Below are 15,468 nucleotides of genomic sequence, written 5' to 3'. Positions count from 1 at the left end.
GCGGGCGGTCCGGCGGGGGCCGGCGTAGCGGCCGCGTCGGTGGCCGTGCCGGCGCCGCTGTCACCTGTCGGGGGCGCGACCGCTGGCTGCTCACCTGCTGGCGCCGGGCCTCCCGGCGCGTCCGTCGTGTCACGTTGCGCGCGGGTCTCGACGGCCGGCGGGGTGGCCTGGGTGGGCACGCCCGGTGCGGGGACCAGCACCTGCGGCTCGGCCGGCTGCCCGGAGGCCGCGGCCGGCTGGCCCCCGGCCACGGGCACCAGCGGCACGAACAGCGCGTAGCCGCGGGTGCCGGGCGGCACGACCACGGGGATCGCCCAGGCGGGCTGCCCCTCCGGGCCGGGCCACGGCACGGTGGGCGGCGCACCCGCCACGTCGGGCACGACGAGCAGGTGCGGCGTGACGTCGGACCCGGCCGCCGGAGCGGTCCGGGGCGCATCTGGCGTCTGTGGCGGCTCGGACACGGCTCGCTCCTTGATCGCGGGGTGCCGTCACTGTAGGGCCCCACCCCGCGCCGCCGCCGCCCCGTCCGGCCGTTTCGTTCAGACATCGGGCCGGCCGTGGGGTCCGGCACACCGGCGCGCCGATCGAACCTTTGCCGGCCCGCGCCCGTACCAGTGCGCGGGAGGTCGATGACATGGCCGTACGTCGCACGCTCGCCGTGCTCGCCGCCGTCGCCGCGACCGTGCTGCTCACCGGCGTGCCGGCGAGCGCGCACGGCGCCCCCACCAGCCCGTTGAGCCGGGCCGCGGCCTGCGGTCCGGAAGGTGGCCGGGCGGACACGCCGGCCTGCCGGGCGGCGATCGCCGAGGGCGCGGCCGTGCGGGAGTGGGACAACATCCGGGTGGCCCGGATCGACGGGCGGGACCGGGAGCGCATCCCCGACGGGGAGCTGTGCAGCGGAGGGCTGTCCGCGTACCGGGGGCTGGACCTGCCCCGGTCCGACTGGCCGGCCACCACGCTCACGGCCGGGGCCCGGCACACCTTCCGCTACCGCACCACGATCCCGCACAAGGGCACGTTCCGGTTCTACGCCACCACCGACTCGTACGCGCCGACCCGGCGGCTGACCTGGGCGGACCTGGAGGCGAAGCCGTTCCTCACGGTCACCGACCCGCCGATCCGGGACGGCGCCTACCAGATGCCCGGGCGGCTGCCGGCGGGGCGCACCGGGCGGCACATCATCTACACGATCTGGCAGAACTCCAACACCCAGGACACCTACTACTCCTGCTCCGACGTGGTGTTCCGGTCGCCGTCCGGCGGTGCGGCGGCCACGCCGCGTACCAGGTCGGCGGCGTCGCCCTCGGCGAGCGCGGCCGCCCCGCGCGCCGTGCCGAGGGCCGCGACCGGCGACGGGGCCGGCGACCCGGCGGCGGGGGTGCCGGTGGCGGCCGTGACCGACACCCGCACGTTCCCCCGGCCGCTCGTGGTCGGCGCGGCGGCCGGGGTCACCGTGCTGCTCGTCGTCCTGGTGGTCATGCGGTTGCGGCGGGCCGGCACCGTGCCCGCCGGGCGGCCGTGCGGGGTCCGCAACCACCGCGCCGGCCGCCGCCGGATCTGGTGACCGCCGGGCGTCAGCCCAGGTGCCGGTCGATCTCGGCCAGCTCCTCGACGCCCAGGTCGAGGTTGTCCAGCGCGGCCACGTTCCCCTCCAGCTGGGCCACGCTGCTCGCCCCGATGATCAGGCTGGTCATGCGGGGGTCGCGCAGCGCCCAGACCAGCGCGAGCTGGGCCAGGCTCTGGCCGCGCCGCTCGGCGACCGCGGCGAGCCCGCGGATGGTGGCCATCCGCTCCTCGCTGAGGTCGCTCTCGTTGAGGAAGACGCTGGTGCGCACCCGGGAATCCTCGGGAATGCCGCCCAGGTAGCGGTCGGTGAGCAGGCCCTGCGCCAGGGGGCTGTAGGCGATGCAGCCCGCGCCGGCCCGCTCCAGCGTGTCGAGCAGCCCGTCCGCCTCGGTCCAGCGGTTGAGCATCGAGTACGACGGCTGGTTGATCAGCAGCGGGGTGCCCAGCTCGCGGAGGATCTCGGCGGCCCGGGCGGTCTGCTCCGAGTTGTAGTTGGAGATGCCGACGTAGAGCGCCTTGCCGGAGCGGACGATCGCGTCCAGCGCGCCCATCGTCTCCTCCAGCGGGGTGTCCGGGTCGAACCGGTGGGAGTAGAAGATGTCCACGTAATCGAGGCCCATCCGGCGCAGCGACTGGTCCAGCGAGGAGACCAGGTACTTGCGCGAGCCCCACTCGCCGTACGGGCCGGGCCACATCAGATAGCCGGCCTTGCTGGAGATGACCAGCTCGTCCCGGTACGGCTTGAGGTCGGTGGCGAGCAGCCGGCCGAAGTTCTCCTCGGCGGCGCCGGGCGGCGGGCCGTAGTTGTTGGCCAGGTCGAAGTGGGTGATCCCGAGGTCGAAGGCGCGCCGGACGATGTCCCGCTGCCGCTCGAACGGGCGGTCCGGCCCGAAGTTGTGCCACAGCCCGAGCGAGATGGCGGGCAGGCGCAGGCCGCTCCGGCCACTGCGCCGGTAGATCATCGAGTCGTAACGGTCTTCGCTGGCAAGGTAGGTCACCCCTCCGACCCTAGTCCCGGGCCGGGGCCCAGGTCGGGGCGGAGGTGGGCCGGCGGAACCGGCGTGCGGTCCCGCCCGCTTGGGTAGCTTCGAGTCCATGCGCTACGTCCCGCTCGACACCCCCAAGCCCATCTCGAAGATCGGCCTCGGCACGTGGCAGTTCGGCTCCCGCGAGTGGGGCTACGGCCCCGACTACGAACGCCGGGCGGCGCAGATCGTCCGGCGGGCGCTCGACCTGGGCGTCACCCTCTTCGACACCGCCGAGATCTACGGCTTCGGCCGCAGCGAGCGCATCCTCGGCGCGGCGCTCGGCGACGACCGGGCCAAGGTCGTGGTCGCCAGCAAGGTGTTCCCGGTGCTGCCCATCGCCCCGGTGGTGCAGCAGCGCGCGGTCGCCTCCGCGGCCCGGCTCGGCGTCGCCGGCATCGACCTCTACCAGGTGCACCAACCCCACCCGGTGGTCGCCGACACCACCACGATGCGCGGGATGCGCGCGCTCCAGGACGTCGGGCTGGTCGGCGAGGTCGGCGTCAGCAACTACACGCTGCGCCGCTGGCGGTTCGCCGAGGCCGCGCTGGGCCGCCGGGTGCTGAGCAACCAGGTCCGCTACAGCATGGTCGACCGCGGCCCCGAGGAGGACCTGATCCCGTACGCGGAGCAGGCCGGCCGGATCGTCATCGCGTACAGCCCGCTGGGGCAGGGCTTCCTCTCCGGCCGCTACGACGCGCGGAACCCACCCACCGGGGCGGTCCGGCGGGCCAACCCGTACTTCCTGCCCGAGAACCTCGACCGGGGCACCGAACTGATCGCCACCCTGCGCGAGGTGGCCGACGCGCACGACGCCACACCCAGCCAGATCGCCCTGGCGTACCTGCTCCGCCACCCCACCGTGGTGGCCATCCCCGGCGCGTCGAGCGTCGAGCAGGTCGAGCGCAACGCGGCCGCCGCCGAGATCGACCTGGCCGACGACGAGCACGCCGCGCTGGCCACCGCCGCCCACGCGTTCCGCCCGGTCACCGGGCTGGCCGCCGTACCCAAGCTGATCCGCGCCCGCACCGGGAAGTGACCACCATGGACGACATCACCGCACTGATCCTCGACGACCACGCCGCCTTCCGCAGGGGCTTCGCCCGACTGGACGACGCCCGGGACCCGGCCGAGCTGCTGGCCGTCTGGGAGGCGCTCGCCCTGCACCTGGACATCCACGCCGAGGCCGAGGAGGCAATCCTCTACCCGCACCTCGTCAAGCACGGCGACGACGGCGCGGAGGAGACCGAGGACGCCATCGGCGACCACAACAAGATCCGCGACGCCGTCGCCGAGTCCAAGCTCCACGAGGTGGGTTCGGACGCCTGGTGGGCAGCCGTGTGGCGGGCCCGCCGGGAGAACAGCGAGCACCTGGCCGAGGAGGAGGACGAGGCGCTGCCCGACTTCCGCCGGCACGCCAGCGTCGAGCTGCGGGCCGAGCTGGGGCAGCGCTGGCTGACCTTCTACGGCGAGCACAAGAACGGTCGCAACCTGCCGTTCCGCGACAAGGACCCGGAGAAGTACGTCCAGGACCACCGCTGACCGATCTCCCCGTCTCGGGGGAGTCGGCAGGCCGCTTCGGGGCGGCAGAATGACCGGGTGACGGTCCCGGGCGTGCTGGCGCCGCTGGTGCGCGGGAGCACCTGGCGGCGCGCCGTGTTCCTGCTCCTCGGCGGCGTGCTCGCCCTGCCGTACGCGTTCCTCGCGGCGGCGTTCGCGCAACTGCTCGGCAACGACGACGTGCCCCGCCCGCTCGGCGGCGGGCTGCTGCTGGTCGGCGCCGGGCTCGCCGCCGTGCCGGTGTTCCTCGCCGGCAGCCGGGCGCTGGAGATCGCCGCCGCCCGGGCGCTGCTCGCCGTCGACCTGCCCGACCCCGCCCCGGGCCACCGGATCGACCGGGAAACCCGGCTGCGCGCCGCGCTCTGGATCGCCCTGCACCTGCTCACCGGGGCGCTGGTGCTATTCGCGGCGATCAGCGCGTTCCCCATGGCGCTGGTCTTCCTCGCCGGGCTGGCCGGCGTGGACACCGGCGCCGCCCGCGAGGGCGGCTTCGGCCCGTTCGACCCGGACCAGCCGGTCGTGGCGGGCCTGGCCGGGCTCGCCCTGCTGGTCGCGCTCGGGTACGCGGTCGCCGGGCTGGGCGCGCTCGCCGCCTCGATGGCGCCGGTGCTGCTCGGCCCGGCCCAGGCCGAGCGGATCGCCACCCTGGAGGCCCGGTCCGCCCGGCTGGCCGAGCGCAACCGGCTGGCCCGCGAGCTGCACGACTCGGTGGGACACGCGCTGACCGTGGCGACCCTCCAGGCCGGGGCCGCCCGCGAGCTGCTCGACAGCGACCCCGAGTTCACCAGGCGGGCACTGCGCGCCATCGAGGAGACGAGCCGCCGCGCGATGGACGAGCTGGACCACGTGCTCGGGCTGCTCCGGGAGACGGCGGACGGGCGGGCGCCCGCGCCCACCGCGCCGCAGGCCACCCTGGACGGGCTGGACCGGCTGGTCGCCGACACCCGGGCCGCCGGTCTGGCCGTGGAGTCCCGGGTCGACGGGACGCTCGGCGGGCTGCCCGCCGTGGTGTCCCGGGAGGGGTACCGGATCGTGCAGGAGGGACTGACCAACGCGGCCCGGCACGGCCGGGGGCCGGTGCGCCTGCGGGTGGCCGTACCCGATGGTCGCCTGGAGATCGAGCTGGTGAACGGGCTGCGCGGCACGACCGGGCCGGGTGGCGGCGGGCGCGGGCTGGACGGCATGCGGGAGCGGGTGCTGCTGCTCGGCGGGCAGCTCACGGCCGGCCCGGAGGGCGACCGCTGGCGGGTCCGGGTCACCCTGCCGGCGCCGAGGGGGGAGACCGGGTGACCATCGACGTGCTGATCGTCGACGACGACGAACTGGTCCGGGTCGGCCTGCGGGCGATCGTGGACGCCCAGCCGGACCTGCGGGTGGTCGGCGAGGCCGCCGACGGCGCCGAGGTGCCGCCGCTGGTGGCCCGGCTGCGACCCCGGGTGGTGCTCATGGACGTCCGGATGCCGTCCATCGACGGCATCCAGGCCACCCGGCGGCTGCTCGCCGCCTCCGCCGACCCGCCCCGGGTGCTGGTCGTCACCACGTTCGCCAACGACGAGTACGTCTACGAGGCGCTGCGCGCCGGGGCGAGCGGCTTCCTGCTCAAGCGGGCCCGCCCGGCCGAGGTGGTGGAGGCGATCCGGGTGGTGGCGGCCGGCGAGTCGCTGCTCTTCCCGGCGGCGATCCGCCGGCTCGTCGGCGCGTACGGCGGGCGGGGCGGCGACCGGCTGCGCGCCGCCCGGCTCACCGAGCGGGAGGGCGAGGTGCTGCGGCTGATGGCCGCCGGGCTGTCCAACCCGGAGATCGCCGACCGGCTCGTGGTCGGCGTGGAGACGGTCAAGACCCACGTCGGCAACGTGCTGGCCAAACTCGGGGTGCGCGACCGCACCCAGGCGGTGATCGCCGCGTACGAGTCGGGTTTCGTGGTGCCGACCGGCTGACCGTCCCTCCCGTGGGGGAGGCGGTCCACCCCGGCGCGGGAGGGATCCGGGGGCCGGCCGGCCGACGCTGAGGGCATGACGACAACGACCGCATCCCCACCCCGTCGGGCCGCCCGGACGCGGCTCGACCTGACCGCCCCGCTCGCCGCCGCCTGGCTCGGCGGCTGGGGCGTCCTCGCCCTGCTCTCGACGCTGACCGGCGCGGGCTACCCGTTCGGCGCCAACGATCCCCACGGCGGCGACGCCGCCGGCCTGCTCCGGCTCGTGCCGGTCTCCGTCGGCCCGCCCCTGTTCGCGGCGGTGCTGCTGACCGCGGCTGTCGCCGCCCTCGCCATGACCGGTGCCGCCGGCCGGCCGTCCCGGCCGCTGCGCGTCCTGCTCACCGGATACGCCGCGGCCGTCGCCCTCGTGCTGGCGGTGGTGATTCCCGGAATGCGGGTGCTGGCCCTGCTCGGCTACGCCCCGATGCTGATCATCGGAGCTCCGTTCGGCTGGCCGCCCGTGGACTACGCCGAGGTCTTCACCTGGCCGCTGTTCGCCCGCCTGGCCGCCCTCGCCGGTGGGATGCTGCTGGCCGGCGCGCTGCTCAGCTGGCGCCGCCGGACCGCCGCGGGGCCGCCGCCCGGCTGGACCGCGCCCGCCTCGGCCGCCCGCTGGGGCCGGTGGGCGGCCTGGACGGCGGCCGTCATCCCGGTGCTCTACGCGCTCACCCGGTTCGCCTGGCTGGCCGGCATCCCGCTGGGCATGTCCCGGGAGACGCTCGCCGAGATGCGGGCCGACGGTGCGACCTGGGCGGGCGCCGGCCTGGGCGCGTTCGCCGTGGTCGGCGCAGTGCTCACGCTCGGGCTGGTGGCCCGCTGGGGCGAGCGGTTCCCGCGCTGGCTGCCCGGACTTTCCGGCCGCCGGGTGCCGGTGCGCCTCGCGGTGATCCCGGCCGGCCTGGTCTCCCTCGCCGTGCTGGCGGCCAGCCTCGACCTGCTCGCCGCGCCGGAGTTCGCCGCCCTGATCCGCGAGGGCAACTCCGCCGCCCTGCCGATGGCCCTCTGGCCCGTCTGGGCGGTCGCGCTGGCCGCCGCCGCGTACGCCTACCAGCTCCGCCGCCGGGACTGAGCGCCCGGAGGCCGGTCCCGGCACGGGGCGGGGCCGGCCTCCGGCGCTCTCCGGGCGGCGCCCGAGTTCTGAGCTAGCGTTGGTCGGGTGACTGCGCCCAACCAGGTTCCCCCGGCCCCGCCCGCCGACCTGCCCGGCACGCTCGGCGAGCTGCGGGCCTCCGGCCATCGCCACCGCACGGTCAAGCAGGAACTCCGCGACAACCTCCTCGCCCGGATGCGCGCCGGCGAGGAGCGCTTCCCCGGCATCGTCGGCTACGAGGACACGGTGCTGCCCGAGGTCGAGCGGGCCCTGCTCGCCGGCCACGACATGGTGCTGCTCGGCGAGCGCGGCCAGGGCAAGACCCGGCTCATCCGCTCGCTCGGCGCGCTGCTCGACGAGTGGACCCCGGTGATCCCCGGCTCGGTGCTCAACGAGCACCCGATGCACCCGCTCACCCCGGCGTCCCGCGCCCTCGTCGCCGAGCGCGGCGACGACCTGCCGATCGGCTGGCTGCACCGCTCGATGCGCTACGGCGAGAAGCTCGCCACCCCGGACACCAGCGTCGGCGACCTGATCGGCGACGTCGACCCGATCCGGCTCGCCCAGGGGCGCACCCTCGGCGACCCGGAGACCATCCACTTCGGGCTGGTGCCGCGCACCAACCGGGGCGTCTTCGCCGTCAACGAGCTGCCCGACCTGGCCGAACGCATCCAGGTGGCGCTGCTCAACGTGCTGGAGGAGCGGGACATCCAGGTCCGCGGCTACCAGCTCCGGCTCCCGCTGGACCTGCTCCTGGTGGCCAGCGCCAACCCGGAGGACTACACCAACCGGGGCCGGATCATCAGCCCGCTGAAGGACCGCTTCGGCGCGGAGATCCGCACCCACTACCCGCTCGACCTGGAGCTGGAGCTGGCCCTCATCCAGCAGGAGGCCGACCTGGTCGCCACCGTCCCCGAGCACGTGCTGGAGGTGCTCGCCCGGTTCGCCCGCGCCGTCCGCGAGTCGCCGTCGGTGGACCCGCGCTCCGGCGTCTCCGCCCGGTTCGCCATCGCCGCCGCCGAGACCGTCGCCGCCGCCGCGCTGCGCCGCGCCGGCCTGCTCGGCGCCGCCACCCACGAGGCCCCGGTCGCCCGGGTCGGCGACGCCGTCTCGGTGACCTCGACGCTGCGCGGCAAGGTCGAGTTCGAGAGCGGCGAGGAGGGGCGGGAGATCGAGGTCCTCGGCCACCTGCTGCGGACCGCCACCGCCGAGACGTTCCGGGCCCGCCTGGCCGGGCTGGACCTCTCCGGGTTCACCGCGCTGGTCGCCGAGGGCACCGAGATCGAGACCGGCGAGCTGGTCTCCTCGGCCGAACTGCTCCGCCAGGTCGGCACGGTCCCCGGGCTGGCCAAGGTGCTCGACCGGCTCGGCCTCGGCGACGCGCCCACCCCCGAGGAGGCCGCCGCCGGCATCGAGTTCGTCCTCGAAGGGCTGCACCTCACCCGCCGGCTGGGCAAGGACGTCACCGAGTCCGGGCGCACCGTCTACGGCGGCCGGGGCTGACCGTGGCCGGCAACCGGTTCCGGTACGGGCAGTGGCGCGGCGGCCCCGACCCGCTCGCCCCGCCCTACGACGTACGCGCCGCCGTGGACGCGGTCGGCTCGGAGGTCCTCGCCGGCGGCAGCCTGCGGGAGGCGCTCCGCGACCTGCTGCGGCGCGGCCCGCAGGGGCGCGGCGGCCTGGACGACCTGGCCGCCCGGGCCCGCCGCCTGCGCCGGGAGGCGCTGCGCCGCGGCGACTTGGACGGCGCGGTGACCCGCGCTCAGGCGCTGCTCGACCAGGCCCTCGCCGCCGAGCGGGAGGAACTGCGCGGGCGCGACGGCGACGACGCCCGCTTCGCCGAGGCGGTGCTCGACAACCTGCCCCGCTCGACCGCCCGCGCCGTCGAGGAGCTGTCCGGGTACGACTGGGCCAGCGACGAGGCGCGCGCCAGCTACCAGCGGATCCTCGACGGGCTGCGGGGCGAGGTGCTGGAGCAGCGCTTCGCCGGGCTGCGCGACGCCGCGCGGGCCGCCGGCGACCCGGCCACCCAGCGCCAGCTCGCCGAGATGATGCGCGACCTCAACGACCTGCTCGCCCGGCACGCCCGGTCGGAGGACACCACCGACGCGTTCGCCGAGTTCATGCGCCGGCACGGCGAGTTCTTCCCGGAGCAGCCGAAGGACGTCGACGAGCTGATCGACGTGCTGGCCCGCCGGTCGGCCGCCGGGGAACGGCTCATGCGGTCGCTGTCCGACCGGCAGCGCGAGGAACTCGCCGGCCTCATGCGCCAGTCCCTCGGCGAGCAGTTGGCCGGGGAGCTGTCCCAGCTCGACGACCACCTGCGCTCGCTGCGCCCCGACCTGAACTGGCGCCGCGGCGAGCGGGTCCGGGGCGACCAGCAGCTCGGCTACGGCGAGGCCACCGGCGCCCTCGGCGAGATCGCCGAACTGGACGAGCTGCTCGACTCCCTCGACCAGGATCACCCCGGCGCCACCCTGGACGACGTCGACGTCGACGCGGTCGCCCGGACGCTGGGCCGGGACGCCGCCGACGACGTACGCCGGCTGCAGGAGCTGGAACGTGAGCTGCGCCGGCAGGGCTGGGTGACCCGGGACGCCGAAGGGCTGACGCTGAGCCCGAAGGCGCTGCGCCGGCTCGCCGGCACCGCCCTGCGGCGGGTCTTCGCCGACCTGACCGCCGGCCCGCGCGGCCAGCACGACCTGCGCTCCGCGGGCGCGGCCGGCGAGGTCAGCGGCGCCTCCCGCCAGTGGGAGTACGGCGACGAGCAGCCCCTCGACGTGGTGCGCACCCTCACCCGCGCGGTCCGCCGGGCCGGCCCCGGGGTGCCCGTGCAACTCGCCGTCGAGGACTTCGAGGTGATGGAGACCGAGCGGCGCGCGTCGGCGGCCGTGGCGCTCTGCGTCGACCTGTCGTACTCGATGATCTCCCAGGGGCGCTGGGGGCCGATGAAGCAGACGGCGCTGGCCCTGTCGCACCTCATGGCGACCCGCTTCCCGCAGGACGCCCTGCAGATCATCGGGTTCGGCTGGGAGGCCATGCCGCTGACCCAGCAGGAACTGGCCGCGGTGGAGCCCGACATGGAGCAGGGCACCAACCTCCAGCACGCGCTGCGGCTGGCCGGGCGGCACCTGCGCCGGCACCCGGGCGCCGAGCCGGTCGTGCTCGTGGTCACCGACGGCGAGCCCACCGCCCACCTCGACCCGTCCGACGGCGAGGCGTACTTCCACTGGCCGCCACTGCCGGAAACCATCGAGGCGACCATCCGCGAGGTGGACAAGCTGACCCGGTACGGCGCCACGCTGAACCTGTTCATGCTCGGCGACGACCCGGGCCTGCGCCGGTTCGTGGACGCGGTGGCCCGGCGCTCCAAGGGCCGGATGTTCACCCCCGACCTCGACGACCTCGGCGAGTACGTCGTCTCCGACTACCTCCGCGCCCGCCACGGCCGCCGCTGACCACCGGGTTTCTGCCCCCGACCGCCCGGATCCCGTCCGGTCCCGTCCCGGCGCGGTCGGCGGGTGCCCCGCCATCGCCTTTGCTCTGCAGCCCTACACGCAGCACCGGAGGTTCGCGGGTGTTGCTTCCGTGGCTGCAGAGCAAGGGGCGGCCGGTGGGCGAGAGGGCCGGGTGGGCGTTCCCCGGGCCCGGGCGCTCGCCGTTGAGTTGCTCTCGACATCAGCTCGACAGGCACCGGCGAGGAGATGGTCGACGGGGCCGCTGCGCCGATCCGTTCACGTCATCACGTTCGTAGCCGCCCACACAGGTAACCTCCGGTATGGGATGAATGTCCGGATCGTGCCGCAGCTCGGGCGGTGAGTGGAACGCTATGGCTGTCTCCGGGGCCGGGAGACACCCATGACGTTCCACCGACCGTTCCGGATGGGCGGGGTGTCCGTTTCGCGGGTGACCGGCGGCATCCCGGCGGCGGAATGGCGGGCGGGCGGGGGTCGTTACACCCAGTGCACGACCGAGGAAGGCGCCCGCGAGTCGGGGTGCCGTTGTACATGGTCCCGGCGCTGCGAAGAGGCTTCGCCCCGCGCGCCGGATGATCCCCCAAGACTTTCTTGAGCGCCTGACGTGGTGCTTGCGCACACCCCCAGCCGACCCCCGTCGGCGCGTGTGCGCCAACCCCCGAGGAGCTTTCTCATGAACACGATGCTGCGTAAGAGCGTGCTGGGTATTGCTGGTCTGGCCTTCACCGGTGGCGTGTTCGCCGGTCCGGTCGCCGCCCACGCCGACGCTGCCCCCGTGCAGGGCACCAAGCCGGCCGCCGTCGCCGTGCAGGGTGACAAGCTCATCCCGCACGGCGTGCAGGGCGCCCAGTCCAAGATCGACCTGAACGACGAGCAGCTGGCCAACGCGAAGGCGATCATCGCCGCCACGAAGAAGGCCGGTCTCCCGGAGCGGGCCGCGGTCATCTCGATCGCGACGAGCCTGCAGGAGTCGAAGCTGGAGAACCTCGGCCACCTCGGCGACAAGAATGACCACGACTCGCTGGGCCTGTTCCAGCAGCGTCCGTCGAGCGGTTGGGGTACGCCGGAGCAGATCACCAACCCCGAGTACTCCACCCTGGCGTTCGAGAAGGGTCTGAAGCAGGTCGACGGCTGGCAGGACATGCCGCTGACCGAGGCCGCCCAGACCGTGCAGGTCTCGGCCTACCCGGACGCGTACGCGCAGTGGGAGCAGCAGGCCGCCGACATTGTCGCCCACAACTGGAACAGCTGAGCCAAAGCGCTGGCCGGCACCCCGAACAAGGGGTGCCGGCCTCCGGCGTATCCAGATCTTGGCGAGTTGCCGTCAGCAGCGAACGGCAACTTGCCAAGATCGCGACACGTCGGAGGCCCCCATCCGGGTGAACACGGCGGGGTACCCGCGGTGGAGGCGTCGCGGGCGGGGGTTGGATGCGGGCATGGACGAGGTGGACGCCGCGGCGTTGCGGCGGGCGTACGAGACGGTGCTCGCGGAGGTGGACGGGGGCGGCTTCGGGCCACCCCCGGACGGGGAGTTGAGCGCCGAGCAGATCGTGGCGCACCTCGCCGCCAACGACGAGCTGATGAGCGAGGCGACCGAGGCGGTGCTGGTCGGCTCGCCGTTCGCGTACTACGACCTGGAGACCATCCACCGACCGCAGCTCGACGCGCTGGTCTCCGAGTGCGGCGGGCTGGACGGGCTGGCCGCCCTGCTCCGGGCCACCAGCCAGAAGCTCTGCGTCCTGGCCGAGCGGCTGGGCCCGGCCGCCGAAACCCCGGTCGACACCGTGCTGCGGGAGGGCTTCGACCTGGACGTGGACGAGTCGCTGCCCTGGGGCCGCGCCCTCGACCTGCACACCCGCGTCCACCTTCCCCTGCACCTGGCCCAGCTCCGCGCCCTCCGCCGCCAGCCCCACCTCGCCTGACCGCCCCGAGCCGTCGCAAGGCCGAGCCGCCGACACAACCGCCCGCTCAGGGGGTCCGGCGGAAGGTGCGGCGGTAGGCCGTCGGGGCGACGCCGACCCGGGAGTGGAAGTGCTGGCGCAGGGCGGCCGTGGTGCCGAACCCGGCGTGCCGGGCGATCTGGTCGACCGTCAGGTCCGTGGTCTCCAGCAGCACCCGGGCGTGTTCGGTGCGCTGCTGGAGCAGCCACTGCGCCGGGCTGAGCCCGGTCTCCGAGCGGAAGTGCCGGGTGAAGGTGCGGACGCTCATCCGGGCGTGGGCGGCCAGCTCGCGCAGGGCGACGGGTTCGTGCAGCCGCTGCCGGGCCCACTCCCGCGTGGCGGCGGTGCCGGCTTCGGTGGCCCGGGGCACCGGGCGCTCGATGTACTGGGCCTGGCCGCCGTCGCGCCACGGCGGCACCACGCAGCGCCGGGCGGACCGGTTGGCCACCGCGCTGCCGTGGTCGGTGCGGATGACGTGCAGGCAGAGATCGATGCCGGCGGCCACCCCGGCCGAGGTGAGCACGTCGCCGTCGTCGACGAAGAGCACGTCCGGGTCCAGGTCCACGTGCGGGTGGAACCGGCGGAACCGGTCCGCGTACGCCCAGTGGGTGGTGGCGGGGCGGCCGTCGAGCAGGCCGGCGGCGGCCAGCACGAAGGCGCCCGTGCAGATCGACATGATCCGGGCGCCCCGGTCGTGCGCGGCGCGCAGCGCGGCCGCCACCGAAGCGTCCAGCGTCCCGTCGGTCAGGGGCGGGCCGTCGTGGATGCCGGGGACGAGCACGGTGTCGGCGGAGTCCAGCAGCTCCAGGCCGTGGTCGGGAACAACCTGGAAGCCGGCGGTGCTGCGGATGGGCCGTCCGCCCGGGGTGCAGACCTCTACGCGGTAGAGCGGCGTGAGGTCCCCGGTGCGGGCGGTGCCGAAGACCTGGGCCGGGGTGCCGAGGTCGAGGCCGACCACCCCGTCGAGGGCGAGCACCGCGATGCGGTGGGGCACGACAGTCATGGCCCGATTATTGCGCATGATGGCTTTCGGGCCACTCGTCGCGCCGGTCCGGCCCACCGAGACTCGGAGCGTGACCCGACACCGTCTGCATCCGGCCTGGCTCGTGGCCGGCGTCTCGTTCGTCGCCCTGGTGGGCGCGGCCGGCTTCCGCGCCACCCCCGGGGTGCTGCTGCACCCGCTGCACGCCGAGTTCGGCTGGCCCCTGGCCACGATCTCCGCCGCCGTCTCGGTCAACCTCATGCTCTACGGGCTCACCGCCCCGTTCGCCGCCGCGCTGATGGACCGGTTCGGCATCCGCCGCGTGGTCGCCGGCGCGCTGCTGCTGGTCGCGCTGGGCAGCGCGCTGACCGTGGGGATGACGGCGAGCTGGCAGCTGATCCTCTGCTGGGGCGTGCTGGTGGGGCTGGGCACCGGCTCGATGGCGCTGGCCTTCGTGGCGACGGTCACCGGGCGCTGGTTCGTCGAGCGCCGGGGCCTGGTCACCGGTGTGCTGACCGCGGGCGGGGCGGCCGGCCAGCTGGTCTTCCTCCCGCTGGTCGCCGTGCTGGTGCGCGATCACGGCTGGCGGCCGGCGGCGCTGGTCGTGGCCGGGGCCGCGCTGGCGGTCGTACCCCTGGTGGTGTGGCTGCTCCGCGAGCACCCGGCGGATCTCGACCTGCCCGCCTACGGCGCGGCCGAGGTGGTGCCCCCGACGCCGCCGGCCGGCGGGGCGGCGTCCCGGGCGGTCGGCGCGCTGGCCGCCGCCGCGCGGACCCGGCCGTTCTGGCTGCTGGCCGGCGGCTTCGCGATCTGCGGCGCGACCACCAACGGCCTGGTCGGCACCCACTTCGTGCCAGCCGCGCACGACCACGGCATGCCGGAGACAACCGCCGCGGGACTGCTCGCCCTGGTCGGGCTCTTCGACATCGCCGGCACGGTCGCCTCCGGCTGGCTCACCGACCGGGTGGACAGCCGGCTGCTGCTCGGCGCCTACTACGCGCTGCGCGGCGCCTCGCTGCTGGTGCTGCCGAGCCTCTTCGCCGGGTCCGCGCGACCGAGCATGCTGGTCTTCATCGTCTTCTACGGCCTGGACTGGGTGGCCACCGTGCCGCCGACCGTGGCGCTGTGCCGGGAGTGGTTCGGCGCGTCCGGTGCGGTGGTCTTCGGCTGGGTGTTCGCCGCCCACCAGGTCGGCGCGGCGCTCGCCGCCACCGGCGCCGGCCTGGTCCGCGACCGGCTCGGCGACTACGCCGCGGCCTGGTACGTGGCCGGCGCCCTGTCGATCGGCGCGGCCGGGCTCTCCCTGCTGCTGCGCCGCCGGGGGGACGAGCCCGCGTTCGCCCTCCCCGTGGCGGTCGGTCGCCGGGCCTGGAGCTACCGGAGCTGACCGGTCAGCCGGCCGCCCACTGCTGCTCGGGGGCGCCGTTGCAGGGGGCCTGTTCGAGCTGGCTCCCGGCCTGGGTGCCGGCGTCGTCGACCTGCGCGCACTTCCCGCTGTGCACGGCGACCAGCAGCACCGGACCGGACCCGGCCGGTTGGAGTTTCCACTGCTGGTTGGCCTGGCCGTTGCACGACCACTGCACGAGGTCCGTGCCGTCGTCGGTGCCCTGCCCGTACACGTCGAGGCACTTTCCGCTGGCCGCGTTGACCAGGACGTAGGTGTCGGCGGCCACCGGGGTGACCACCCACTGCTGTTCCGGCCCGCCGGTGCAGTCGGCCAGCGCGGCGTTCGCGCCCTCGGGGTCGTCGCCGGTCACCCCGAGGCAGAGGTTCGAGGGGACCCCGCGGATCACCCTCGGGGTGGCCGCGGGGGCCGCGGGTGTGGTCGGCGCGGCACTCGGCGAGGGCGCC

Annotated in this window: 14 protein-coding genes and 1 pseudogene; 11 read left to right on the top strand and 4 right to left on the bottom strand. The window is 75.2% G+C overall.

Annotation, left to right across the window (positions count from 1 at the left end; all coding sequences use genetic code 11):
• Positions 1–461 (bottom strand): annotated as a pseudogene (locus F8274_RS24140) (DUF4173 domain-containing protein); the annotation flags it as partial.
• Between the two features lie 173 nt (positions 462–634).
• On the opposite strand from F8274_RS24140, the gene F8274_RS24135 reads away from it, so the two are divergent.
• Complete coding sequence (locus F8274_RS24135; protein WP_151464656.1) at positions 635–1,564, top strand: lytic polysaccharide monooxygenase; 930 nt, start codon at positions 635–637, stop codon at positions 1,562–1,564.
• 10 nt (positions 1,565–1,574) lie between these two features.
• On the opposite strand, the gene mgrA is transcribed toward F8274_RS24135, so the two are convergent.
• Positions 1,575–2,564, bottom strand: a complete 990-nt coding sequence (gene mgrA / locus F8274_RS24130) for an L-glyceraldehyde 3-phosphate reductase (protein ID WP_151464655.1) — start codon at positions 2,562–2,564, stop codon at positions 1,575–1,577.
• A gap of 97 nt (positions 2,565–2,661) precedes the next feature.
• Here mgrA and F8274_RS24125 point away from each other — a divergent pair, with 97 nt between their 5' ends.
• From F8274_RS24125 to F8274_RS24085, 9 genes are all read left to right on the top strand, one after another.
• Positions 2,662–3,630 (top strand): aldo/keto reductase, encoded by a 969-nt coding sequence (locus tag F8274_RS24125; RefSeq protein WP_151464654.1) that lies wholly within the window; start codon positions 2,662–2,664, stop codon positions 3,628–3,630.
• A 5-nt stretch (positions 3,631–3,635) separates the two neighbouring features.
• Entirely contained in the window at positions 3,636–4,133 is a 498-nt protein-coding gene (locus F8274_RS24120; RefSeq protein WP_151464653.1) for a hemerythrin domain-containing protein, read from the top strand.
• Positions 4,134–4,190: 57 nt separating this feature from the next.
• Positions 4,191–5,441: a sensor histidine kinase gene (locus F8274_RS24115; RefSeq protein WP_151464652.1), complete on the top strand. Its 1,251-nt coding sequence runs from the start codon at positions 4,191–4,193 to the stop codon at positions 5,439–5,441.
• A complete protein-coding gene (locus F8274_RS24110) occupies positions 5,438–6,088 on the top strand; it encodes a response regulator transcription factor (protein ID WP_151464651.1) in 651 nt (216 codons plus the stop codon). The genes F8274_RS24115 and F8274_RS24110 overlap by 4 nt, the downstream gene beginning before the upstream one ends.
• 75 nt (positions 6,089–6,163) lie before the next feature.
• A complete protein-coding gene (locus F8274_RS24105; protein WP_151464650.1) occupies positions 6,164–7,198 on the top strand; it encodes a hypothetical protein in 1,035 nt (344 codons plus the stop codon).
• A gap of 87 nt (positions 7,199–7,285) precedes the next feature.
• Positions 7,286–8,722 (top strand): magnesium chelatase, encoded by a 1,437-nt coding sequence (locus F8274_RS24100; protein WP_151464649.1) that lies wholly within the window; start codon positions 7,286–7,288, stop codon positions 8,720–8,722.
• A 2-nt stretch (positions 8,723–8,724) separates the two neighbouring features.
• Entirely contained in the window at positions 8,725–10,677 is a 1,953-nt protein-coding gene (locus tag F8274_RS24095; protein ID WP_151464648.1) for a VWA domain-containing protein, read from the top strand.
• Between the two features lie 691 nt (positions 10,678–11,368).
• Entirely contained in the window at positions 11,369–11,947 is a 579-nt protein-coding gene (locus F8274_RS24090; protein ID WP_151464647.1) for a hypothetical protein, read from the top strand.
• A 193-nt stretch (positions 11,948–12,140) separates the two neighbouring features.
• Positions 12,141–12,617, top strand: a complete 477-nt coding sequence (locus F8274_RS24085; protein WP_151464657.1) for a hypothetical protein — start codon at positions 12,141–12,143, stop codon at positions 12,615–12,617.
• 46 nt (positions 12,618–12,663) lie between these two features.
• Here the strand turns inward: F8274_RS24085 and F8274_RS24080 are convergent, their stop codons facing one another.
• Positions 12,664–13,656: a GlxA family transcriptional regulator gene (locus tag F8274_RS24080; protein WP_151464646.1), complete on the bottom strand. Its 993-nt coding sequence runs from the start codon at positions 13,654–13,656 to the stop codon at positions 12,664–12,666.
• A gap of 52 nt (positions 13,657–13,708) precedes the next feature.
• On the opposite strand from F8274_RS24080, the gene F8274_RS24075 reads away from it, so the two are divergent.
• Complete coding sequence (locus F8274_RS24075) at positions 13,709–15,004, top strand: MFS transporter (RefSeq protein ID WP_151464645.1); 1,296 nt, start codon at positions 13,709–13,711, stop codon at positions 15,002–15,004.
• A 4-nt stretch (positions 15,005–15,008) separates the two neighbouring features.
• Here the strand turns inward: F8274_RS24075 and F8274_RS24070 are convergent.
• Positions 15,009–15,468 (bottom strand): RICIN domain-containing protein (locus F8274_RS24070; protein ID WP_151464644.1); only part of this gene is annotated, 460 nt, incomplete at its 5' end.

Origin of the sequence: Micromonospora sp. AMSO31t (assembly GCF_008868175.1) — a bacterium.
GTDB lineage: Bacteria > Actinomycetota > Actinomycetes > Mycobacteriales > Micromonosporaceae > Micromonospora.
This window is presented reverse-complemented; position numbering and strand designations above follow the sequence as displayed.